This window comes from Pseudoalteromonas luteoviolacea H33-S (assembly GCF_001625695.1).
Lineage (GTDB): Bacteria > Pseudomonadota > Gammaproteobacteria > Enterobacterales > Alteromonadaceae > Pseudoalteromonas > Pseudoalteromonas luteoviolacea_B.
On sequence record NZ_AUXY01000070.1, the window covers coordinates 193,177 to 215,406 of the forward strand.

Here is a 22,230-nt window from a genome sequence, read left to right on the forward strand (position 1 = left end):
GTTATCAAGGATTGTTGCCATTTTAGTTACACTTAAGTAATTCTATATAGTGTTCAAATTTATTTTTTGCTTTTTGCCATTGAATACTGGTGTGAGACTGCAGGAATTTGTCCGAAATAGTCTTCCCAGATAAAAAATAATCACAGGCGCTATCAATTTCACCGATTTCTGATGCAATATAACCAAGATTAAATAGTTTTTTACGGTAGCTGACTTGATAACCCTGGTTGTCTGGTGTCGCTTCAGTTAAATAAAGTGCGTACTGTTTTGCTTGCTCAAGATGAGATTGTGCGGATTTCTTCTCGCCTTGATTGTATAAGTGAATCGCCACTTTTGAATAAGCACCTTGCAAAAGGCTAATAAAGTCAAGATTTTGAGTATCCTGACTATGTAGCTGTTTCGCGGCTTTAAGTGCCTTTTCATAATACTGGGCACTTTGTTCAGTTTGATTTGTTTGGGTAAAGTAATCAGCATAGGCCATGTAAAGCTCTATACTATGTCCTTGCCAATCTATGTTGCTGTCATTTAATACACGTAGTTTTCTAGTTATGTCCAAACCTTCTAAGAAGTGTGTTTGGGCCTCTACTAAATAGCCCTGCTTTAATTTGCTACTACCTAGCCTACTTGCCAAGAGCAATTGAGCTACTTGTACGTGGATATTATCAGGATCTTTAATTGAGTAGAGCGTCACTAATTCATTTGCATGATTATAGAACCTGTTCGCTTCCACTCGATTACTACTATTTTCAGCTAAGTTAATATAGATTCTAAGTAAATTATATTGAGAGATTAAATGGTTTGGATCTTTGGTTAATTGCTTTTCTAAGGCGGTCTTTGCCTGGAGTAAAAAATCACTGGCCTGCTGTTCAGATGATGCTGTTTTAGCTAGATTTCTATAAGTATTAATCCTGACAATATTATAAGCTGATTCAAGACTATCTGAGGGAACTTGATTGTCGAGCAATTGTAGTGCTTCACTGTATTTCTCAGCAGCAAGGTTAAGATCTCCTTCCCAAAGTGCCATAAAGGCAATTTGGGAGACAAGCCTCGCTTCTATAAGTGCAGATGCTGGATCTGAAGATAAATATTGTACCTGCTCCAAAGCACGTTCTAAATAAGTTTTAGCCTCTTCATTTCTGCCTTGCTTTATCAATAAACTACCAAACTCATAATTGAACGAGATGGCCAGCTGCAAGCCTTTTGGATCACCATTCCCAACCTTGGTAATTTTACTTTCTAACTCTGCTAATATTTCTTGTATTTCATCAATATGAGTAGAATCATCTTGTCTTAAAACTTTTACCTTAATTAGCAAAATTCGCAGTTTATCAGCATCATCTAGCGGTATGCTGTCGACACTAGAAACTAGCTTTGTTATGTGGCTATTAAGGTATTTGCGTTGGAATGTAGGTAAATATTGAGCCAATATCGGTTCAATTGCATCTATATTAAGCAGCACATTGTCTTTAAGGTGAGATAATGCTTGTGCTGTTTTCTGTTGTTCTGAGACTACAAGCTGTTTTTGATGATAAGCAAAAGTTGCGGTGCCTAATGCACATAAAAATAGCACACTGGTTGTCAGAAGGCGCCTTTTTTGCGCTTTATTCTGTTGCTCTAGTGTTGTTTGATACAAGCTTTGAGACGAAAGAATATAGTTCTTTGTCGATTGTAGGCTGATAGTGCCTGGCTGACTAAGATACTTTATACCATCTTGTAATTCATGCTTTCCTAAGGTGAAGTTATTTTGCTCTTCAGGTTGTGCTGAAAAGTTTTTCCATTGCTTATATTTAGCTTCAATACCATGAAACCATTGAAGGTATTCTTTTCTGGCACTTAACCAGATGAAAAAGCGTGGCCAAATTTGTTGATCAAGCGTACGTTCTTCAGCGATCGTGATTAAGCAATCATGAGTCAATTTTACGTATGGGGGCAATTTATGAGCTTGGTGGCGGATAACGAGTTGTTTTTCGATGAGCGCATTGACAAGTTCTAGTAACTGCGGATTTTCTTTTTCAAGTACAATAAAGTCAACATGTTTTGAATAGCAAGTACCATTAATATTTACGCCAATAAACAGCTCAAAAAACTGCTCAGTGAGAGGCTCAAATTGACCTAAAATATATTCAGCTTGTCTATAGATGACGCCTGTTAATTTATTAAGTTGATTATATTGACTGAACGTCAGTTTTTTTGGTTGATCACTGTCAATTGCGAGTGCGTGCATCTGCGCAAGCAAATATTCTACAGCAGGCAGTGCATGAGACAGTTTTAATGCCTCTGTTTGAATTGTTTGAGCAAGCCCTTCTTCTAGTGTAATTCCCAGTGCAGTAGCTTGATTATTTATAATTTTAAGCCAGTCTTCGGCTGTTAGACTATGGGAAACATAGAAGTCTCTTCCTATCATATCTGTATTATGTAAGTACTCACTTCTTATACTGGTTATCACAGATATGGGAGTATATTCTGATAATTTTGCCAAGCTCTGTAGCAGGCGATTATCAGGCTCAATCTCAAAAATCTCTTCGAATTGGTCAATGTACCAAATATAGGTCTTTTTATGAGCAGTGAGATGGAGTGCTAGTTCATCTAGAAATGTTGTATTTAATTTAAGTAACTCTTCGATAAACTGCTCTAAGCTGACCGACATGGTTTTTAATACGGCTTCAAACCCCGCTTCATTGGAGCAAATAAAATGTTTTAATAAAGATGCACTGCTATCAAAATCTTTAGGTAACCCGATATGCCACTTTACATTTTTACCTTGGTGGGCGAGTGCAGGCAATAATCCCGCTTTAATTAAGCTTGATTTTCCGCTTCCAGAAACACCATGTACTTTGATGAGTGATGGTTTATCGTTATATAGCGTCAATAAATCTGAGGTGAGTTTATCGCGACCAAAAAAGTAATAGGCATCATGGGGTTCGAAGCTTCTTAAGCCTTTAAAAGTTAATGAGCCTGATTGCTGAGTGCCGTCATACTCTTCACCAAGTAATAGTTGTAGCGCCTCATTGATATGCTCAATAGGCGATAACTGGCCACCTAGTAACTCGACGTTATGGATGAGCTCTTCATCGATCTCATTATGATTGGCGCGGGGGTAAAAAATAATGAATGGTCCACTATGCCTGTATGTCATCGCATAGAGTGCACCTTCGATTTTGTTGTTTATATGACCAATCGAATGGACGTTACCGCTCGGTGAAACTTCACCTGTTGCGAAACAGGTGCTAGTAAATTCGGTTGTTTTTTGTATATGAGAGCGGTATGCCAGTGCGCAACTGAGCGCATACCCTAATCCAACACTGGTACTATCTTCTTGTAAGTTTACCGTTTGCTGGTTGCTAGTCACCAAGTCTAATTCAATAAAAAACTGATTTTGTTGTCTATCCAATGGGTTGAGAGACATAAAAGCAGCTTCAGCTGCCATTTCAAAATAGTTGCGCTGCTCTTTGAACTTGTAACCGAGTGCAAGTATTAAATCATTGGCAAATTTTACTTTTACCTTTTGGCGATCTTTAGGTTTTATAAATCTGAATTTGGGGCTATATGTGTAGCGCTTATCAGATAAAAGAATGTGCATTTTTTTTTGCTCTTATTGGTAAATCGTCTGTCTCACGACCATCACTGCTCTTAATTATTATTTTTAACCCATTGCGCAAGGCAAGTACATAAATGTCGCGTTTTGTGAGCCTGCTGTCTATTAAAACGTGTAATCAGTGTAAAAAATAACAAATACGATAAAAAAACCAATACACCAGAAAAAGGTACTGGTCTAGTGAATATTATTCAATTTTATGAAATTTTTTAGCATATCATTCTCGACTTATTCGAAAAAGTTAATATCCTATTTGTAATTCTAATTTGCTTACTATGAATTTTTTAATAAATCTACTTTTTTTTACTTTTTAAGGTTTGTTTTGTTATTTTTTAATCAAGTCGGCGTTTTTAATTATTGAAAACCTGTTTTCTATTCAGGGCTTGAGTCTCGAATTGTGAGGGGAAAGGGCGTCGATTGATTAATTTTGACTTTATTTTGCACGTCACTTATCCGCTTTTATAAAAAGTCATGAATAGTTTTATCTTAAATTTAACAATTATCTTGAGTGGTAACCCTCTTAAGAGTAAGGTTACCCAAATTAACTTTTTGTAAATAGGTATGACGCTGCGATCTAGTAGATGCAGCAAATGGCGTATTGAAGGAAGTAGATATCCATTGAAGGTTTAATAGTTAAATGTATGAAAACAGGGGTTTAAGGATAAATACAATAAAAATATAAACATAGCTTTGCTAGGAGTTGGTATGGGTTTTTTTAAAAGAAATGCAGTTTTTTTAAGTGTATTAGGTAGTTTGAGCTTGAGTGTAATTGCACATGAGCAAGGCCACGATGGTGCTTATCTAGTACAATTTAAGAACGGACAGCTATCTCAAAATATACTGAGCTCTTTAAAGGTGATAGGACAAAGCGGCGATAAAGTGATTGCTCAAGGGGTATTATCATCTTGGCAAATCAACGAGTTAAGCCATATTGAAGGAGTCACCTTTGAAGCTGATTATGGTCTTTCTTTAAGTAGTAATTCACTTGATTATTATAATGCTGCTACCAATAGCCTAGATGTGCTAGCAAATAGTGAGCTTGAGCCCTATTGGTTACGCGCAACATCAATCAGTAAGCTCCCTTCTGCAACGAATGATATTTCAGTGTGTGTTATCGATTCAGGCGTAGACAGTAATCACCCTGACTTACCAATTAATATTCATGGCTATCACAGCGTTTATGCTGGCTTTTGGGATCAAGATGCACTTAGTCATGGTACACACATGGCCGGTATCATTGCTGCTCAAAGCAATGGTTTCGGTGTAAAGGGCGCCTTAAGTGATGGGGTTGCTAGCCTTCAAGTTCACAAATTAATTAAAACAGCCAATGGTAAAAACTCAGCGATATGGGGTGGTAATTTAATCGAGGCAATTGAAGTTTGTGCTAACTCAGGAGCCAAGGTAATAAATATGTCTCTAAGTGGAGAGCAGTTCTCTCCAATGACGATGTCTGTTATTGACAGGTTAGCTTATGATAGAGGACTGATTTTTGTTGCTGCGGCTGGTAATCATGGCTCATCGGAGAAGAAACAGCAAGGTCAACATGATGATGTGTTACATTATCCAGCCTCATATCATAATGTTTTATCAATAGGCGCATTAGAGACTGATGGAACAATTGCTTCTTTTTCACCGACTAATCAGAATATAGACTTTGTTGCACCGGGGAGTAAAATTATTTCCACGGCTAATCGTAGCCATTATGCGGTTCAAGAAGCTGTAATTCAGCACAGTGGCTCTGTTTCTGATGTTCTGAAATATACACAAATTGATGTCGGTGTTAGCAGCCAGTCAATGCAAACAACTCTACCTGAGCAGTGCGTATATACTTTGTCTGCTGGTGATGTGCAGCAGCAAATGACAGAGCGTACATTGTCTTATCAGACTCGTCAGCAGTTGAGTAACGCACAGTCTAATTGTATCTCAGCTGGCGGTAAAGTACTGATGATAAACTACCCGCAGCATCCAGAAGGGCGCTTAAAAGGTGTTGATTATTATACAGAGTTCCCAACTTTATTGGTACATCAGTGGCCTGTAATGGTGGATGAGTCAAATATGTCGGTTTCAATTAGCAGTTACCACAGCGATTATGTGGTTGGTGCTGGTACCTCTCAAGCTACAGCGATTATTTCAGGTGGTATTGCGAGGCTTTGGTCGCAAAATCCTAGTTGGAATAGAACGCAAATTATTGATGCGCTTAGAGCGACTAGCCATGATTTAGGTCAAGCTGGCAAAGACAGTGTATATGGCCATGGCTTGCCAAATTTTGCACAGGCGCTGACTTATTTAGAGTCAGGAAAGACACCTTCTTGCCCACAAAACTGGTATCACAACAAGCCTTACGATGGAGGTGAGCAGGTGACTTATCAAGGTAAAATTTATAGTGCTTATTACTGGAACAAAGGTGCAACGCCTAGTCAGGCAACAAAAATGTGGCAAGTACAAGGGGAGTGTGATTCAAGTAATCAAACACATTCAACGTCAACAGATGGTGGATACAGTATCTTAGATTTTTCTGGCTTAGAAGATGAAAACTCCACTTATAGCTGTAAAGGACTTAGCCTTACCTGTGGGGGTTAAAATATATTTATTGGGGCGTTAAAGCGCCCCTGTTACACGGAATACGTTTATTATGACTCTGATTCGAGAAGCCAGACATAGACGATTGGAAACCCTGCTTTGTAGTTGATCTGTAAATCCAACAATTGACCACTGACTGTCTGCTGAATATCAAATTGAGCGTCGCTTAAATAGTAGCGGCCATTTTGATTGAGTAAAGTGCTTGATGCTGAGACAGTAACGCCTTTGTTTTTTGCAATCTCAACCAGTGCATCGTGAATGGCGTATCTGATGGCGCTACTTATTAAGTTATCGGGTGCGATGGTGCCATCTTCACCAAAGTTACCCATTACAACACTTCTCCCTTGATATTGCTGTATATCTCGCCATGTTTGTTGCGTTATTTGTTTGTTAATCGACTGATTGGTTTGATAGGCCGCAAATAATGTAGAGCCATAATGGCAGCTTTGTGTCATTAACAAAGGTTGGTGATATTCATTACCTATTACTTCACCTTGTCGGAAAAATTGAGAGGTGTGTTGTTGCTCTGAAAAAGATTCAATATAGCGCTCTTGCATATTAACACTTGCTTGAGCTAGGTAACCAGCTAGTGCTTTTGCGTTAGTTGCAGTCATCGGGAGTTGCTGATGTGCAAAGGCTGTATAATAACTTGCACCGATGACGTGATTATTCTCCCCACTACATAGCCATTTGGGTTCACATAAACTGAAGTTGCATGAGACCGTTTCACATTGATTGCTGTTGATGATTGGCCTGTTGCTCACATAGGTATACAAGGTATCTGAGGTTATATAGGGTTCTGAAAAATATAGTACTTGGCCATTATTGAGCGTAAAACGATTTTGTGTCGCAGGTAGCTGTTTAATCTTTTCATGAGCACTGGGCAGTCCATAGTATTGAGTGTAGTGTGAGACTGCTCTTTGTCTGCTGGCAATAATGGAGCCGTCTTTGATAGCGCTGAATGGCGCGGCGGTACCAATAAAGCCGATATGTTGTGATGACACCGGCTTATTTAGCCAACAGGGAACTTGAACAGAGGGAGGCGTACTATTTGTTTTTGTAGTTTGGCAGGCTGCGAGTGTTAAGGCACCAATACTGACCCAAAATCTAGAGTAACATAACATGATAAAGTCCCTTGTATAGGCTAGCGAATTAAATTGTATCGCTTGATCCTTGATGATGTCGAGTGTCTCTTAAAGGGATATCAAATTCAACCATCAAGCCCCCTTGCATTCGGTTTTTTAATTTGAGTTGTCCTTGGTGGGCATGAATGATGTCGTTACACAAGCTGAGACCGATCCCACTGCCGTCAGGCTTAGTCGAATAAAAAGGCAATAGTGCTTGATGCAGGTTACCGTTACTGATCCCTGAACCGCGGTCGACGACGGCGACGCGAAGGCGATTGTAATCTTTTACTACTTTAACGGCGATTTGTTCGGGGTCACTGCCAGACTGATGGGCATTCTTTAAGATGTTAATCAATACCTGCTCAATTTGCGTACTATCAAAGTAAGCTTGTTCGATGGGCAATGAATCAAGTAATTTAAATGAATAAAGTGCATTTACTTGATCGAGTAGTGGCTTGATTGCATGGTAGTCAAAGTTTGGTTTGGGCAAGCGAGCAAAACGCGCATATTGTGCAATAAATTCACTTAAATTTTGTGCGCGTTGGTCGACCGTTTGCAATATATCAGGGAGCAAATCGAGATGCTTATCGTTCTTGAGCATATTTTGGGCTGATGACGTCAGCGAGCTGATGGGGGCTAATGAATTATTCAGTTCATGGCTAATTAACCGAATGGCATCTTTCCACATATGTAGCTCTTCTTGCCCTAATTCCACAGAAACATTTTTGATGATCATCAATTGATGTGGTTGGTGGTTAAAGGTGACAGTTTTAAAACTTAGGTAATAGCTTTGCTTTACATCATTGTGTTCAAAGCTTATCAAGCCTGACAGAGCCTGAATAATTGACTTTTGCAGTTGTGGTGGGAGCTTCTCACAGCATTGGTGCAAAGTCATGCCATCAAGTTGGGTAGATTGTAATAACTGGGTGGATTCGTTGTTAAAGTAAACAATGTGTTTGTAGGGATCAACTAAAACAATACCCATGGGGGAGGCTTGTACAATGCTATCAAGCAGTATCTCTCGTTGATTGAGGGTCTGCCGTTGCTTTTTTAACTGTGTGGTGAGCTTATTATACATGTGTACAGCTGCACCTAGTTCAGAGTGTGTTTGCTCTGTTATACGGATAGAGAAATCATTGTCATAGAGACTTTTGAGGCCATTTGTGAGCGTATCAATAATCATTTTGTGTTGTTGAAATATAAACTCACAACAAAAAAACATGAACGGCAACGTGATTAGTAATGAGAGAGGGAGTGCAACTAAGATAGGTGCGCCTATAAAAACAAAAACAGCCTGAATTGACACTGCAAGCACAATAAATACTGTGCAGCATGCGGCCATTTTTCCAGCCAAAGACGTGAAAGTTGTGTTCATCAGCGCGCTATTCCAAATTTATCCATGCGTCGATACATTGCTTGGCGACTGAGACCTAAACTCTTTGCTGCGTGAGTGACATTGCCTTGATAGCTACTTAATGCGCTTTGTATATCCTGCGCTGATAGCTCGGTATTGGCTGCAGAATTAGCAGGCTTAGTTTTCAGCCCTAGATCAGAGGCTTCAATGAGGTTACTTTTTGCAAGTAATTGTGCACGACCAATCACATTTTGTAGTTCTCTGACATTACCCGGCCAAGTATGACGTTTTAGCATACTGACAGCACCTGAACTAAGCTGTTTATTATCCTCTATAAAATGATTTGCGAGTGGGATAATGTCTTCTGGTCGCTCCATCAGTGCAGGTAACTTTAACTCTATCATGTTTAGTCGGTAGTAGAGATCTTCTCGAAATGTACCTTGTGCAATTGCAGTTGTTAAATTGGCATTAGTCGCACTCAGCACACGCACATTGACTTTTTTCGTCTGGCTACTGCCTACGGGTTCAAATTCGCCAGTTTGTAATACGCGCAATAGTTTTTGTTGCCCAGACAGTGGCAAATTACCTATTTCGTCTAAAAATAAGGTGCCGCCATCAGCCGCTTCAAACCTTCCGATCCGACTTTTAGTAGCTCCAGTATAGGCGCCACCGACAACGCCAAATAATTCTGCTTCGATTAAATCAGCGGGAAGCGCACCTGCATTGACCTTGATAAAAGCATTGCTATGGTAGGCACTGTTGGCAACGATCACTTCGGCGATTTTTTCTTTGCCCGCCCCATTTGGACCTGTTATGAGTACTGGTGCGTCTGAGTGCGCGACTTGGGTCGCGATTTCCAACAAGTTAAGCATGGCTGGATCTGCATAGATAAGACCGGCTAAGTCATAGTGTTCTGCCAGTTTATTTGCCCGATTTCGGGCATGTGTTTGCTGTTGGAATTGTGCTTTTTCTAGACGGTATATTTCGAGTAATTGAGTGACTGACTTGAGTAGCTTTTCTTCTCGCCATGGTTTTTCTAAATAATCGGCTGCCCCATCTTTAATTAGTGCGACAGCGGTTTCTAAATTTGCCCAAGCGGTGAGTAGGATAATAGGTAAGTCAGGGTTCAAGGCACGGATCGCTTGATAAAGCGCCTGACCCTCTGCGCCAGAGGTGGTGTCTTGGGTAAAGTTCATATCTTGGATGACTAGGTCGTAAGCTTGGTTGTTGAGCATATCGAGGCCTTGCTCTGGGCTTGTTGCGCCATCACAATCAATGTCATTGAGTAAAAACAGCAGCTTAAGTGCTTTTATAACGTCCTGATTGTCGTCAATCACAAGTATTTTATTTTGCATATTCTTATCGTTATTTTTGCCGGTACCATGTACCGGCTTGTTATTTAACTGGTTTTTGTAACCTGTGCTGGAGATATTTTAGCTGCTTTTCGCGCTGGGATATAGACAGCTGAGGCACTTAGTCCCCAAACACAGAGGGCAACGGCCGCAGCAAGCCATGGGACTATCAATCCTTGAACACGCAGGTTGGTTACAAAGTATTGGTTAAGCCACATGGCTGCAAATAAACCAAAGGTAATGCCCACTATGGCTAAGATTGAATTTTCTAACAATAATGTTCTCATTACTCTGGCTTGAGAGGCGCCCAGCGCTCGCAGTACACCAATTTCTTTTTTACGAACAGAAATGGAAAATGAAACCAGAGCGATGATCCCAACACCTGTCACGAGGATAGCGATGGCACTGATCCCCATCATAATAAATGCAAAGGTACTACGGCCATCCCATAGACGTTTTTTGGCACGCGCTGCAAATTCTACTTGCTGAACTAAGCGGCCTTCTTCTTCAAACAGTTTGTTCTCAATGGTTTCAAAGATTGCATCGTCGGTATTTTCCGTCACCTTGACCAAATAGTTTACTTGGTTGTTAGTACTAAAGTGAGCTTCTGGAATAATCGCAGAGTGGTACCAACTGTTGGTGTAAGCCGCTGCTTCACCTAACATCATGTCTTGATAAGTCGCAATAACTTGATAAGGAAGACGGTCGTTATGAAGATAGACGGTTTGACCAAGCGCATTTTGCTCAGGAAATAAAGCCTTAGCAAGTGTATTGCTTATCATCACAACACTTGCTCTTTGACCTTCACTAGCGTGACCAAATATATACTCTGTATCGTAAAAACGACGACCATGAGTCACCTGAATACCAAGCGTTTCAAGCCCTCCTGGTGTTTGCGCAAAAAGCGCAACGTTTTCACCCTGCTTATCTTCATCCAGTGTCGCGTGGGCAAAGTTACGCCCATTTACTGTGGCTAGCACTAATTCATTTGCAGCATAGCTAACGCTCTCAACACCAGCGATGGACTGTAGAGTTTGTAAATCTCGCTCAATGAGAGCGCCTTTATCAAGGTTTTTATCGAAAACACGGGTATAGACATTGACTATCTGCTGCTCTGCAATATGCGAGGGGATCAGCCAATTTTGCAAGGTACGGTAACTAATAAAGCTGGTATTACCGATAATGGTCACTGCGATGGCAATTTGTAAGGTGATCAGCAAAGAGATACTTTTATGCTTTAAAATGAGTTTTAAAATATGTTTAATCGCCATAAATTTATCCTCTTAATTGAGATGCAGGCGCAATACGGCTGGCAGTGATGATAGGGAACAAGCCGGCAATCAAAATAGTGGTATAAATGCTAAGAGCTGCCTTGAAAGCAAACCAAATATCCATCTTGTAAAGTCTTTGTACTTGCTCTGCAACACCGACGTAATCCATCGAATACATAGCTAAAAGGTACATGACATATAAGCCTAACTGTGCGCCTACTAAGCCTAAAGTAATGGCAATGGTTGCGCCGATTAATAGCTCAATGATTTGCAGCTTGATGATGTACATTCGATTTGCACCGAGCGCTCGATATAACGACACTAGCTTTGCACGATGTTGGTTTTTAGCCAGTAAAATCCCAACGGTGTTGACCAAGGTGATGGCAAAAAGCAGATAAGCAAAATTGAGATAAACACGTTCCCAGTCCATAAAGCTATAAATAGTGTCATGTAATAGTTTTAAGGATTGGACATAGTAAGGCTCACTGTGCGGGAAGCGCCCCTGACTCATTTGCTGTTGGGTATAATTCCTCAGCCATAGGGTTAATTCGTCTAATTGTTGCTGCGCGTTATCAGTGCTGACTTGTGCCCAAGCATGCAGAAAACCACATTCTGCACTTTTTAACCCCGTTATGTTTGACTGACGGAACTGAGTGCGTAGCGGCTCTTCTTTAGTCATACATGGCATGTAGCCAACTCGAGGTAAGTTATTTGCCATTGCATAGTATAAGGGAATAAACGCAAGATCATTTTCTCTATTGCTAAAGCTATTATTTTGAAAACGAAAAGTGTGATGCGATAAATCTACAACGCCGACGACTTCGAGTTGTTGATTATTGATCACGACAAATTTGCCGATAGAGTTTTGACCTGCGAATAAGTGGTCATTGGCTTTTTTCTCTAGCACTATAATTGCTGAGTCATTCATATTTTCTGGCCAAGGGCTGCCAAATAAAAATGGGGCGTCCATGATTGCAAAGAAGTGCTCATCTACTGCGGAGCCTGTGGCATTAAGAGGTCTTGCACTATTATCATTGAGATCCAAAATAAATGACGTGGTGTAATTAAAGCTCAGGTTTACTAATGATACTTCTTTTTGTTCAAAGGCCATCGACAGCGCTTGCGCATCACGGTAAGTCATTGGCGGTGTTCTCAGTGCATGGCGTCTGTCGAATTCGCTGTCCATATAGTTAAGGCTGATATGATTAAGCTCGTTTAGCTTATGTGACATCGCAGAGCGGCCACTTTGATCTATGATGGTACTCATTGTGAGCAGCAAGGTAATGCCGATGACGAGGTTGACTATCATCAAGGTTGTTAATTTAGATTTTTGTTTAAACCCTTGCCATGCAAGGTGAAGTGCGTCTTTCATATATTCACCTATACCGCTAAATCTGTAAGTTGGCTTTTAGCGATGTCACTGACTTGACCGTCTAAGATCTGGATATTACGATGCGCGCGCTGTGCTAATTCATTGTCATGTGTCACCATGATAAGTGTGGTGCCTTGACGGTTGATATCTTGCAATAGTTCCATGACTTGACGTGCCATCATGGTGTCCAAGTTACCTGTTGGTTCATCGGCGAGTAAAAATCGTGGTTTACCTGCAAGAGCTCTTGCAATGGCGACCCGTTGCTGCTGGCCCCCGCTTAGCTGGGCGGGGTAGTGGTTGGCACGGCTACCTAGACCTACCAATTCAAGGCTTTCTTCAATGCGTTGCTTTCGCTCCTTTTGGTTGATACCACGGAATATTAATGGGACTTCAATATTATCGTAGAGGTTAAGGTCAGCAATTAGATTGAAGCCCTGAAAAATAAAACCAATTTTTTCATTTCTAAGCCTTGATAGATGCTTGTCTGAGAGCTGGCTGACATCTTCACCATCCAAGATATATTCACCTTCCTCAAACGTTTCTAGTAAGCCTGTAATGTTTAAAAAGGTTGTTTTACCGGATCCCGACGGACCGGTCACAGCGATAAACTCGCCTTCATCTACAGTGAGGTTAACACCACTCAGTGCATGTGTCTCGACTAAGTCTGTGCGGTAAATTTTGCTGATGTTATTCATTTTAAGCATGGGTTTATCCTTTTATTTTTATTCACTTAGTATGACTTGTTGCGCTTGTTGAAATGGTGTGAGGCTAGATATTACTATGGTATCACCGACCTGCAAGCCGCTTTTAATTTCAACTTCTCTGATGCTTTTTACACCTAGCTGAATATTAGTTCGATACGCACTGCCATTGCTTATTTTATAGGCTGTTGAGGCAGATCCTGTTTCAATAAATGCGCCACGGTCAACTTTGAGTATGTTTTTCTTATGGGAGATAATGATCTGTGCATTAACACGTTGATTTTGTCGTAAGCTTTTTGGTTGTTTATCAAAGCGAATGCGACCTGATACACGCCCATTTTCTACTTCTGGAGAGATGGCCATCAGTGTTGCAGGGAAGTATTGATTGTTGATCTGTACTTTTGCAGTTAAACCGATGCCTAATTCATCCGCTAAGTTTTCTGGAATATAAGCTTCCACTTCAAGTTCACTTAAATCGACTAAAGACATTAACTCACTGTCTCTTTGCACATGCTGTTTTTGCTGGACGTTTAAATTGCCCACGATACCGCTTAGTGGCGAGGTCAGCGTGAGCGCATCAACTTGTCTTTGCAAGTTAGCTACCAGATGGCGTTGTCTATCTAAATCAAGTTGGGTACTTTGTAATTCAAAGTTAAGTTGCTCTTGAGAAAGTTTTAAACTATCGATTGCGTGACGCTCATTGAGCTCTGCGCGTTTGAGCTCGACCATGGTTTGTTCTAGTTCTAACTTGGAGATAATTTGCTTCTCAATACTGGCATTGGCCCTAGCCATTTCGCTTTGTGCAGCTTCTAGTTCGACCTTGGCGAGTTCCATGGCTTGCGTATTGTCTAATTGCTGTTGTTTGATTGCGATTTGTTGACGCTTTACTTCCATTTCAATGCGCCTTAATGTGGCCTCTTCTTGTAGTAGCTGATTATGCAATTCTGGGCTATCTAAGCTCGCTAATACTTGCCCTTTGGCAATGGTATCACCAGCTTTGACATGGAGTGTCACAGTACCTGAAGCAATGGCATACAGTGACGGGCTGACGGCGGCAAGGGTGCGACCTTCAACGCGTATATCTTGGATCATATCGCCACGTACGACTTGAGCTGTTTTGAGCTGCTGTGTCGATACTGCTTGCTCTGCCGATAAGAGCGCAGAGAAGCTGTCATACGAGAATGCCACTGCGCTAATAAGTCCAATGGCGCCAATGCTCGAGAGCATCCATTTTTTGTTAGTTGATCTCTTTGTGATTACCTTGTCCTGCTGAGATGTATTTCGGATCATGATGTCCGACTCCTTGAAGCTATGTCGTTTTTATTCCTATATCAAGCAATGTGCCAAAATTTAAGTTGTTGTATTTATTGTGTTATTTTGTTTTTAGGTAAGCTTGGATTTGGGAGCCGGACGGACACCGGACAGTACGCGGACAGTAAATTAAGGCGGACAACGGACGATGTCTCATAGGTTTTTCGGTTGCAAATAATAGCATAGAGTAACATTTGTTAACTTTTACCGGGGAGCCAGCGTGCTAAGGTTTGTTCCGATTTTAATTGGAAGTACCCAGCTGTTTTAAAAGGAAATAAAATGAAAAAAATAAATCTAAAACATGCGTTTATTACTAGTGCAATAGTTATGGCTCTATCGGGCTGTAGTTCCTCAGATGATGATACTGTGAGAGTAGTTCCTGTGGAACCTACCCCTGATCTTGGTTCTGTATCTCTCAAAGCTGTGTTTGGTGGGTGTGCCACGGCAGACAGCCATACTGATATCGAAATAATTTTCCATGATAAAAGTGGCGCGGTTGTCGCTACTGCGAATCCAGATGAAAATGGCGCCTATCAAGGAGATATCCCCGAAAATGCTAAACATGTATCAGTGGTTGATACAGTTGTTCGAGAAGATAGTCGTACGCTGCGAAAAGTATATACGCATATGGATATCTCAGGAGATGTTAGTTTGGGCACCATGGTATTTGATTCACCGCAAGAATGCAGTGTGGCCGCGGTAATACCTTGTCAGACCTATTTTGTTGATGTAGAAGACGCTGCAGTGACATATCCCGATTATAAGATGCTAACAAAAGACCTAGACTCTACTTTTTTGAATTATGAATATAAAGCGCCGTTAGGAGAGCCTTTGAAAAAAGCGCATCTTTGCAGGAGTGAAAAGTATATCCCGTTTGCTGTTGTGTCAGATGACAAAGAGATAGTCAAACTTGCCCGTGTTGAACCGAATACCGATGCCAATACCGGAGTATTTCAGTTGTTAGCTGAAGATTTTAGTTATGATGGGGTGGCCGTCACGGTACCTGAATTGGATGATGGTGCTAACGTAGTTATTACTTCTTACATGAAAGGAAAGCAAGAGATGGGTGGGTATGATTTATTGTTCAATATGCCAGCATCCACAGCGCATGTAATTTTTCCTGACTTAGCAGACTATTCGCAGTATAGTGCACAAGTTGGCGATGATATCGATTTAGATGCTTTTCAACTGATACTTACTAGCTATTCAGAATCTACAATTTCCTCTAAAGGGGAAGTGAGCTTTACCGATCTTATTGAGTTAGATAATGACTTAGGCCAGGCATTTTTGTCTGGTCATGACAGCAGTAATTTCAGCTTTAGCTATGACTTTAGCGCATTGGATGACAGATTAAAGCTGGTTGACTGGCAATTTTCGTTTTCGTCCAGTGAAGGCGAAAGCTATCAATGGCACATTACGGGTGGTACAGCGGGTAACATACCAGAGTTTCAATTTGGTAACGCGTTCACTTTAGAGAGCATTGAGTTTAATGCGCTGCCATCTTTTCAAATCAGTTTGTCGGCATATCCAAAAGGCCCTGCGGCATTGAATGATTACCGCACCTTTTTAGCGACTCAGGATAAAGACGACTTTTCAAAAGCTGAAAACCAATCTTATATACAAGTTGACTATAAATTCATAAATAAAAGTGGTCGTATTGATTAAGTACACTTAATTCTGAATTTCTGAAAAAAGTGGTATTAAACAAGCTGGCTTGTAGTTTGATACCACGTCAGGCCATATTGAGCTAAGCCATGCAATACAGCAAGTTGCATGAGTACCAGCCAAATTGTAAATAGACTACTCCAAGTTTTAGACATCCCCAAGATTCGATTAAAAATAAAGACCAACCATGTGAATAACAATATTATCCCTATCAGATGATCAATTGTACTGATTGCATATAAGGTCGTGATTGTGGCAATGAATACAGCGATTGCACAGCGCAAAATACTGCTGTAGTCGGCACCAATAAACTGGATTGTGACTTTGGCGGGTATTAGGGTAATGGCAAATAACAGTGATAAGACTAAGAAAGCAGACTCTATGGGATAGTTTGAATCCATTTAAAAATCTATAAAAAATGAGTTTCCAATTGAGGTAATTATTTCATATTAGTGTGGCGCAGGCTAGCTGAAAGGTATAACCACCAGCAAAGTAAATGATACTTTTCAGTGATGCTGTTTAATATCTTGAAGTTTAAATTAATACTTAAGGTTTGGTTGATTTAAATAAATCCATATTTTTTCCTTATTTTATGCCTATAGTCAGTGCTGGTGGCCTATATCCAGTTAATTACCTGATTTTAATACGCTTGTTCATATTATCGGGATAGATATGTGGAAAACCAGGTAGGCTACCGATATAACCCCAACAAATTCTGGTAGTCGTTATGGAGGAACTGCAATGTTTGGAAAAAGCTACCGTCAATCGATAAATCTACTTTTACTCATCCCTTTGACAATATGGGCATCATCACTTCATGCCAGCATGTCCATAGAGTCTTTTGCACCGACTCAGTTGATTGCTAAAGTGCACTCAGCAACTGAGGTAGGGCTAAGTTGGCAGGCACCTATCGGTGTTGAAGGCATTACGGGTTATCGCGTGTTTCGTGATGGCAAACGCATTGGCCGCACTAAAATGACCTTTTATGTTGATACGTCAGCGAGCCCTAATTTTGAGCACACTTATCATGTTGTGGCTGTGGCAAGAGATGAGGGTAGAAAAATCAGCCAGCGTTCCAATATTGACAGTGTAAAAACACTCACCGATGATGCCAATGATGGTATGCGTAATGGGTCGGTGATCAGAGTGGGGATTGCAAGGCTGGTGGATCACTGTGGTACTAATGATCTGGATGCAATACCAACGCAAGTGCTGGATGCTTGTATGGATAATCTGATCGAGCATTATACGCTCAAAGCAGGCTTAGAGGATATGCAGGCTTATGTGGCGCGCTATCGCCGACAAGAAGACAGTCAAATGATAGAGCTTGGTAAACGCCTATTTTTTAGCAAAGCCTTAAGTCAGAACTTTGATACCTCCTGTGCTTCCTGTCATCACCCTGCGCAAGGTTGTGGCAGTGATGGCTTATCGTTATCTATTGGTGTGAATGCTGAAGATGTTGATGTAATGGGGCTGGGTCGCAGTGATGGGCAGACGGTTCCTGCTGTTGGCAGAAATTCACCACCAATATGTAATTCTGCACTTTGGGTTGACAGTATGTTTTGGGATCAACGGGTACGGTTACGAGAAGCGAACCGTGATAGTGAGGTGGGTACTGTCTCAACGGCAGATATACAAACACCTGAACTTGATGTGACACGCTTGATGAATGAAGAGGTAGAAAGCTCAGATCCATTACGTTTGTTGATGGCACAGGCTCATTTTCCGATAACCGCAGCAGCAGAAATGGGCGACCCCAGTGGCTTTGAATCGCCACAAGCTTACCGTGAGTTTATCGCACAGCGTCTATCCGATAATTGGAAGCCTCACTTTGTAGCGGCGTTTGGCGATGAGCAGATAAATTTCTTGCGTATAGCACGTGCTATGGCCGCTTACCAAGCGTCATTCATGTTCATAGATAACCCATTTTTCGATTATATTGATGGCGAGAAGCAAAAACTGAGTGAAGCGCAAAAACGGGGGGGCTTGTTTTTTTATACCTCAGCAGGTTGTGCAAATTGTCATGACGGTGTGATGTTTACACCTGAACGCACTCGCGGTCCGTTGTATCCGCAAATAGGTGTACATGGTGTCGCAGATGGAAACTTTAAAAACCAATTTAGAATGCCAAGCTTATTAAATGTGGGCATCACCGCGCCGTATGGAGACAAAGGGGTATTTGCCACATTAGAGCGTGTTATTGAGCATTATTCAGATGTGACAGGGTCGTTAGAGCGTTTTTATGGTGAGCACGAAACCTGTGGTTTACCGCAGTTTAAGCACTTGAGTGCTGAGCAATGTGAACAGGTTGTTGGTGAGGCAGGAGATTATGTTCTGGCATTGAATGCGCAAAATCGTGCGGCCTCAGATCGGGGGGACGATGCCATTATTCGTGGTTTTACTGAGACGCAAATCAGTTACCTTGCAGCATTTTTGCACGCGTTAACTGACCCGGATGCCTTGGCTGGTAGTAATGAAATTAATGCGCTTATTCCGCTTCGAGATGGCGGACCTGATGGCCATCAATTTGATGCCATAAATCGTGCTGGAGACGCACTGTAAAAACAACTTGTAGCAGGTGTGTGAGTACACCTGCTATTTATATAAATCACTGAATTACTTCGTCTACTGGCTTTTTATTGATCTTTTTTTGTTTTAGGATTGTGTAAAAATAAGCAATTAATAGCCTGAATTATTAAGGAAAGTAGTGTGGTAGATTTTAATTCCGTTATAGAGACTTGGCATGACTTTTACTCCGTCTTGTCACAAGTCAGTGCAACGTTTGCAGGCTTGCTTTTCGTGAGTTTATCTTTGCGTCATGAGTTGCTAAATCATCCTGAGTTTGTTCGAGTAAAACGACTGGCACAGCACACCTTTAAAGCCTTTTTGTTTCTGGTGATATTTGCGCTCATTTTTATTATCCCTAAAGCGGGTCTATTGGGCACCACCATACCGTTATTTTTAGTTGCACTCTACGCATTTGTTATCACTACAAGAGGCCTACAGATCGAACTGAAAGACAAGTGTGACTATGCCGTACAGGTCTCTGGTGCGAGTAAAATCTACTTACTTTCGATGTTAACTTACTTGATGTTCGGCGTTGTTGCAGTGCTGTTATTTCTTGGTATTGAGAAGGCGTTATATTTGGTTGTGGGGTTGGTCATATGGACACTAGCCTTAGTGACCACCAGTTCATGGAAGTTATTGGCAGAATTAAACGCAGATAACATGAATCAAAAATGTGAGTAATCAAAGTGGCCCACTTAATTAAAAAGCCCAGCTGTTAAACTGGGCTACCTTGCGTAGGTCGTGGTTATGGTGCAGTACTTAACTCAGCGTCAGGCTGGCTAATATCCTGTTGTACCTGCTCCGTTTTCTTCGCAAACTTCAACGCGCCATACCAACATAAGCTGGCAATCGAGATTAACATCACATCAACTATCACAAGATCCACTAATACCATGTTTGATAACACATCACCAAATTGCAGGTAATTTGGCATATTGAGTAGTGCAGCTAATGCATACAACAGCCCTGATAATTTTAAGGTGTAGTGACAAAACATAGGTTGTTGTTTGATGAACAGCGACGCAATGATACTAATGAAAAAGCTAATATATACGATTGCTTGAATACTGGTCATACGACCTGCTAGGTCAAGTGGGATGACTTTTGCTGCAACAGCGCCTAAGGCAATAGCAGCCATGCAACCGATAAATGCTCCTGAGGTTAAACGAGTAACAAAAGTAAGACTACGTTTGCTTTGTTTCTTTTGTTTGGCGCGTTTGCTGATCCACATGAGATTACCAGTGATGATAACATACGCGGTTGCTAGCCCAAGAATGAAAAAGGCAATACGCATCCCGTAACCAGCAAAGTCGCCAAAATGTAAGCTGGCAATCGTTGCAAGACCACCACGCAAGTTATTGTCGTAGTTGTCAGTGGTGATATATATTTGCTGCTGATCTTTAAGGGTATAACGCACATCCACTTCGTTAGAGAACTCGTCATTGCTTTTGGCCATAAAGATCAAGACCGCATTCTCATCACCAAAATGTTCTATCATCATCAGCCTAAGCGTAACATCCCCCATTTCTTCCATGGCTCTGGGATACAGTGCATCAATGCCTTGCATCGCCATGCGTTTGTCAGCTTCTTCAATATGGGGCTCATTAAACCCTGCGGCCTGTAGTACTTTTTCTTGGCTACCTTGATACAAAATAAGTGCGTACGAGATTTGGTAGATGATCACCAGGTTGAATACCAGGCCTGTGAATGCGTACATGATATGAAATGGCAAGCCCATGGTGCCAATCAAGTTATGTGCATCAAGCCATTTATCTTTGTTTGCGCCAAAGCGGTATTGATAAAAGTTTTTAAACAATTTGCGCCAATGGATCACTACACCGCTTAGCAGGGCGACAAAAAAGAACAGGGTAATAATACCGACAAAGTATAAGCCAATGCGCCCAAGGCCTAAATCATAGTGTAAATGGTATACAAAGTTAGCATATTGAAAGTCATTGGCGTCGGCAATCACATCCCCTGTTATTGGGTCGAGCAATAAGTACATGTCTTGGTGATCTTCACCGGTTTCTGGGTGTGGTTCATCAAGCTCAACGGCAAAGTAGACTTGAACGAATGGGTTTCGCTCTGATGGCTCGTATAAATAGAAGCCATGGTGCGTATCTACGTGATATTGCTCATCGAGCTTAGCGAGCACGGCATCATAGGACACACCTTTACTATGCGGCGCATGCTCACCTATCAAAGAGACTTTTTCCCAGGTGTCGATATTCGCTCTAAACAGGCTAATTGATCCGGCAATAAATACGATAAATAAAACAAATGAAATGATGAGACCAATCCAAGCGTGTGCATTGGTGAGTGTCTTTAAAGTTTGGTTTTTCATCGTGTTATACCAGTAAAATAACGTTAAGGAGTGCAGATGGGAGCAGAACTAAAAACACATGTTTTGCAGCTTTGAGTGTGGTATCAAATGCATAGACCCACACCATAACTCCAGCCCAAATAGGAAAGCCTAAAATGAGCCCTATGAGTAGCCGCGTATCTTCAGCAAAGGGTAAAATCAAGTTGGTGTTGAGGGCCAATGAAATTGAAATAAATAACCCGGCAAAAAAGCCAAGAATGGTTTTAGGCCACATAAATCGTTCCTCCAACTGTTGTACAAAGTACAACGAGTAAAACCGATACAGACATAAACAGACGTTTGGATTTACCTGATAAAATTGTGACGGATACCAGCCCCAACATGAGTACCACAATGCTCGCTAAAAGTGCTGATACAAGTGGGAAGGTATTTGCAAAAAGGCCATTTGCAACTACATACAGTGCTATCGCACTCAGGTAGCCGACGGGTTTATTCAGCGGCTTTGCCATTAAGCGCTGTTTTGGGCTAGACAGGTACAACAGGATAGAAGCTGCCCATATGGGGATAATAGCGAGAAAGCTCATGTAAATAAAAATCATTGTTATTTTGTTGTTTATTGTTTCAATAAGTGAATCAAATTTCAACAATAAAAGTATGAAGATCTTACAATCAGAGCTAAATCGGGCAATTGGTAGGGCTTAAATCAATGATAAAGACCACAGCGTTCTTGTTTTGGGGTCGCTGGGTCCAACACCTCCGATGATACCTATGGTATGCATGATCACAATTCAGCCGTATGTAAATATTATTTTTGCTGATTATCTATACATTACCAATCAAGTCTATTACACAAATATTACACTTAATCATTAGGTAAAAGGGTTTTTAGTAGAATAATATTATTTTAAATGTATATTTTGTGTAAATGTTAGGTGTTTTGTTTTAATTAAAGAGATAGGCTATATAAGCGTGAGTTGAGTGATATTTGCGCAGATATATTTAGTCGTAATA

The 22,230-nt window shown here is 41.0% G+C and carries 16 protein-coding genes; 4 read left to right on the plus strand and 12 right to left on the minus strand.

Annotated features, from left to right (window positions below):
- Positions 1-22: 22 nt before the first annotated feature.
- On the minus strand, positions 23-3,580 hold the full coding sequence (locus N477_RS11445) for a hypothetical protein (RefSeq protein ID WP_063360628.1): 3,558 nt from the start codon (positions 3,578-3,580) through the stop codon (positions 23-25).
- Positions 3,581-4,300: 720 nt separating this feature from the next.
- Between N477_RS11445 and N477_RS11450 the strand changes: the two genes are divergently transcribed.
- Entirely contained in the window at positions 4,301-6,175 is a 1,875-nt protein-coding gene (locus tag N477_RS11450; protein ID WP_063360627.1) for a S8 family peptidase, read from the plus strand.
- A 50-nt stretch (positions 6,176-6,225) separates the two neighbouring features.
- On the opposite strand, the gene N477_RS11455 is transcribed toward N477_RS11450, so the two are convergent.
- From N477_RS11455 to N477_RS11485, 7 genes are read right to left on the minus strand one after another with little or no spacing between them, the layout of a single operon-like run.
- Entirely contained in the window at positions 6,226-7,299 is a 1,074-nt protein-coding gene (locus tag N477_RS11455; protein ID WP_063360626.1) for a hypothetical protein, read from the minus strand.
- A 28-nt stretch (positions 7,300-7,327) separates the two neighbouring features.
- On the minus strand, positions 7,328-8,677 hold the full coding sequence (locus N477_RS11460) for a sensor histidine kinase (protein WP_063360625.1): 1,350 nt from the start codon (positions 8,675-8,677) through the stop codon (positions 7,328-7,330).
- Positions 8,677-10,011 carry a sigma-54-dependent transcriptional regulator gene (locus tag N477_RS11465; RefSeq protein ID WP_063360624.1) on the minus strand — a complete coding sequence of 445 codons (1,335 nt, stop codon included), beginning with the start codon at positions 10,009-10,011 and terminating at the stop codon, positions 8,677-8,679. The genes N477_RS11460 and N477_RS11465 overlap by 1 nt, the downstream gene beginning before the upstream one ends.
- A gap of 44 nt (positions 10,012-10,055) precedes the next feature.
- Positions 10,056-11,279 carry an ABC transporter permease gene (locus tag N477_RS11470; RefSeq protein ID WP_063360623.1) on the minus strand — a complete coding sequence of 408 codons (1,224 nt, stop codon included), beginning with the start codon at positions 11,277-11,279 and terminating at the stop codon, positions 10,056-10,058.
- A gap of 4 nt (positions 11,280-11,283) precedes the next feature.
- Positions 11,284-12,651, minus strand: a complete 1,368-nt coding sequence (locus N477_RS11475) for an ABC transporter permease (RefSeq protein WP_063360622.1) — start codon at positions 12,649-12,651, stop codon at positions 11,284-11,286.
- A gap of 8 nt (positions 12,652-12,659) precedes the next feature.
- Positions 12,660-13,355 (minus strand): ABC transporter ATP-binding protein, encoded by a 696-nt coding sequence (locus N477_RS11480; RefSeq protein ID WP_039608773.1) that lies wholly within the window; start codon positions 13,353-13,355, stop codon positions 12,660-12,662.
- 18 nt (positions 13,356-13,373) lie between these two features.
- Positions 13,374-14,642 (minus strand): efflux RND transporter periplasmic adaptor subunit, encoded by a 1,269-nt coding sequence (locus tag N477_RS11485; RefSeq protein ID WP_063360621.1) that lies wholly within the window; start codon positions 14,640-14,642, stop codon positions 13,374-13,376.
- 300 nt (positions 14,643-14,942) lie between these two features.
- Here N477_RS11485 and N477_RS11490 point away from each other — a divergent pair, with 300 nt between their 5' ends.
- Entirely contained in the window at positions 14,943-16,328 is a 1,386-nt protein-coding gene (locus tag N477_RS11490; RefSeq protein ID WP_063360620.1) for a hypothetical protein, read from the plus strand.
- Between the two features lie 35 nt (positions 16,329-16,363).
- On the opposite strand, the gene N477_RS11495 is transcribed toward N477_RS11490, so the two are convergent.
- The gene (locus N477_RS11495; protein WP_063360619.1) at positions 16,364-16,729 is read right to left on the minus strand and encodes a hypothetical protein; all 366 of its coding nucleotides are present in this window, start codon (positions 16,727-16,729) and stop codon (positions 16,364-16,366) included.
- A gap of 340 nt (positions 16,730-17,069) precedes the next feature.
- Between N477_RS11495 and N477_RS11500 the strand changes: the two genes are divergently transcribed.
- Together N477_RS11500 and N477_RS11505 are read left to right on the plus strand one after the other, a co-directional pair.
- Positions 17,070-18,890, plus strand: coding sequence for a cytochrome c peroxidase (locus N477_RS11500; protein ID WP_063360618.1), 1,821 nt, complete (start codon positions 17,070-17,072; stop codon positions 18,888-18,890).
- Positions 18,891-19,037: 147 nt separating this feature from the next.
- A complete protein-coding gene (locus N477_RS11505) occupies positions 19,038-19,577 on the plus strand; it encodes a hypothetical protein (protein WP_063360617.1) in 540 nt (179 codons plus the stop codon).
- Positions 19,578-19,641: 64 nt separating this feature from the next.
- On the opposite strand, the gene N477_RS11510 is transcribed toward N477_RS11505, so the two are convergent.
- From N477_RS11510 to N477_RS11520, 3 genes are read right to left on the minus strand one after another with little or no spacing between them, the layout of a single operon-like run.
- Complete coding sequence (locus N477_RS11510) at positions 19,642-21,240, minus strand: PepSY-associated TM helix domain-containing protein (RefSeq protein ID WP_063360616.1); 1,599 nt, start codon at positions 21,238-21,240, stop codon at positions 19,642-19,644.
- 4 nt (positions 21,241-21,244) lie between these two features.
- On the minus strand, positions 21,245-21,493 hold the full coding sequence (locus N477_RS11515; RefSeq protein ID WP_063360615.1) for a hypothetical protein: 249 nt from the start codon (positions 21,491-21,493) through the stop codon (positions 21,245-21,247).
- Entirely contained in the window at positions 21,483-21,803 is a 321-nt protein-coding gene (locus N477_RS11520) for a hypothetical protein (RefSeq protein ID WP_063360614.1), read from the minus strand. Before N477_RS11520 ends, N477_RS11515 begins: the two co-directional genes overlap by 11 nt.
- Between the last annotated feature and the right edge of the window lie 427 nt (positions 21,804-22,230).

Excerpts from the sequence above, each read along its gene's own strand:
- N477_RS11445 (WP_063360628.1), bottom strand. The coding sequence starts at position 3,580 with ATGCACATTCTTTTATCTGATAAGCGCTACACATATAGCCCCAAATTC.
- N477_RS11450 (WP_063360627.1), top strand. The coding sequence starts at position 4,301 with ATGGGTTTTTTTAAAAGAAATGCAGTTTTTTTAAGTGTATTAGGTAGT.
- N477_RS11455 (WP_063360626.1), bottom strand. The coding sequence starts at position 7,299 with ATGTTATGTTACTCTAGATTTTGGGTCAGTATTGGTGCCTTAACACTC.
- N477_RS11460 (WP_063360625.1), bottom strand. The coding sequence starts at position 8,677 with ATGAACACAACTTTCACGTCTTTGGCTGGAAAAATGGCCGCATGCTGC.
- N477_RS11465 (WP_063360624.1), bottom strand. The coding sequence starts at position 10,011 with ATGCAAAATAAAATACTTGTGATTGACGACAATCAGGACGTTATAAAA.
- N477_RS11470 (WP_063360623.1), bottom strand. The coding sequence starts at position 11,279 with ATGGCGATTAAACATATTTTAAAACTCATTTTAAAGCATAAAAGTATC.
- N477_RS11475 (WP_063360622.1), bottom strand. The coding sequence starts at position 12,651 with ATGAAAGACGCACTTCACCTTGCATGGCAAGGGTTTAAACAAAAATCT.
- N477_RS11480 (WP_039608773.1), bottom strand. The coding sequence starts at position 13,355 with ATGCTTAAAATGAATAACATCAGCAAAATTTACCGCACAGACTTAGTC.
- N477_RS11485 (WP_063360621.1), bottom strand. The coding sequence starts at position 14,642 with ATGATCCGAAATACATCTCAGCAGGACAAGGTAATCACAAAGAGATCA.
- N477_RS11490 (WP_063360620.1), top strand. The coding sequence starts at position 14,943 with ATGAAAAAAATAAATCTAAAACATGCGTTTATTACTAGTGCAATAGTT.
- N477_RS11495 (WP_063360619.1), bottom strand. The coding sequence starts at position 16,729 with ATGGATTCAAACTATCCCATAGAGTCTGCTTTCTTAGTCTTATCACTG.
- N477_RS11500 (WP_063360618.1), top strand. The coding sequence starts at position 17,070 with ATGTTTGGAAAAAGCTACCGTCAATCGATAAATCTACTTTTACTCATC.
- N477_RS11510 (WP_063360616.1), bottom strand. The coding sequence starts at position 21,240 with ATGAAAAACCAAACTTTAAAGACACTCACCAATGCACACGCTTGGATT.
- N477_RS11515 (WP_063360615.1), bottom strand. The coding sequence starts at position 21,493 with ATGTGGCCTAAAACCATTCTTGGCTTTTTTGCCGGGTTATTTATTTCA.
- N477_RS11520 (WP_063360614.1), bottom strand. The coding sequence starts at position 21,803 with ATGAGCTTTCTCGCTATTATCCCCATATGGGCAGCTTCTATCCTGTTG.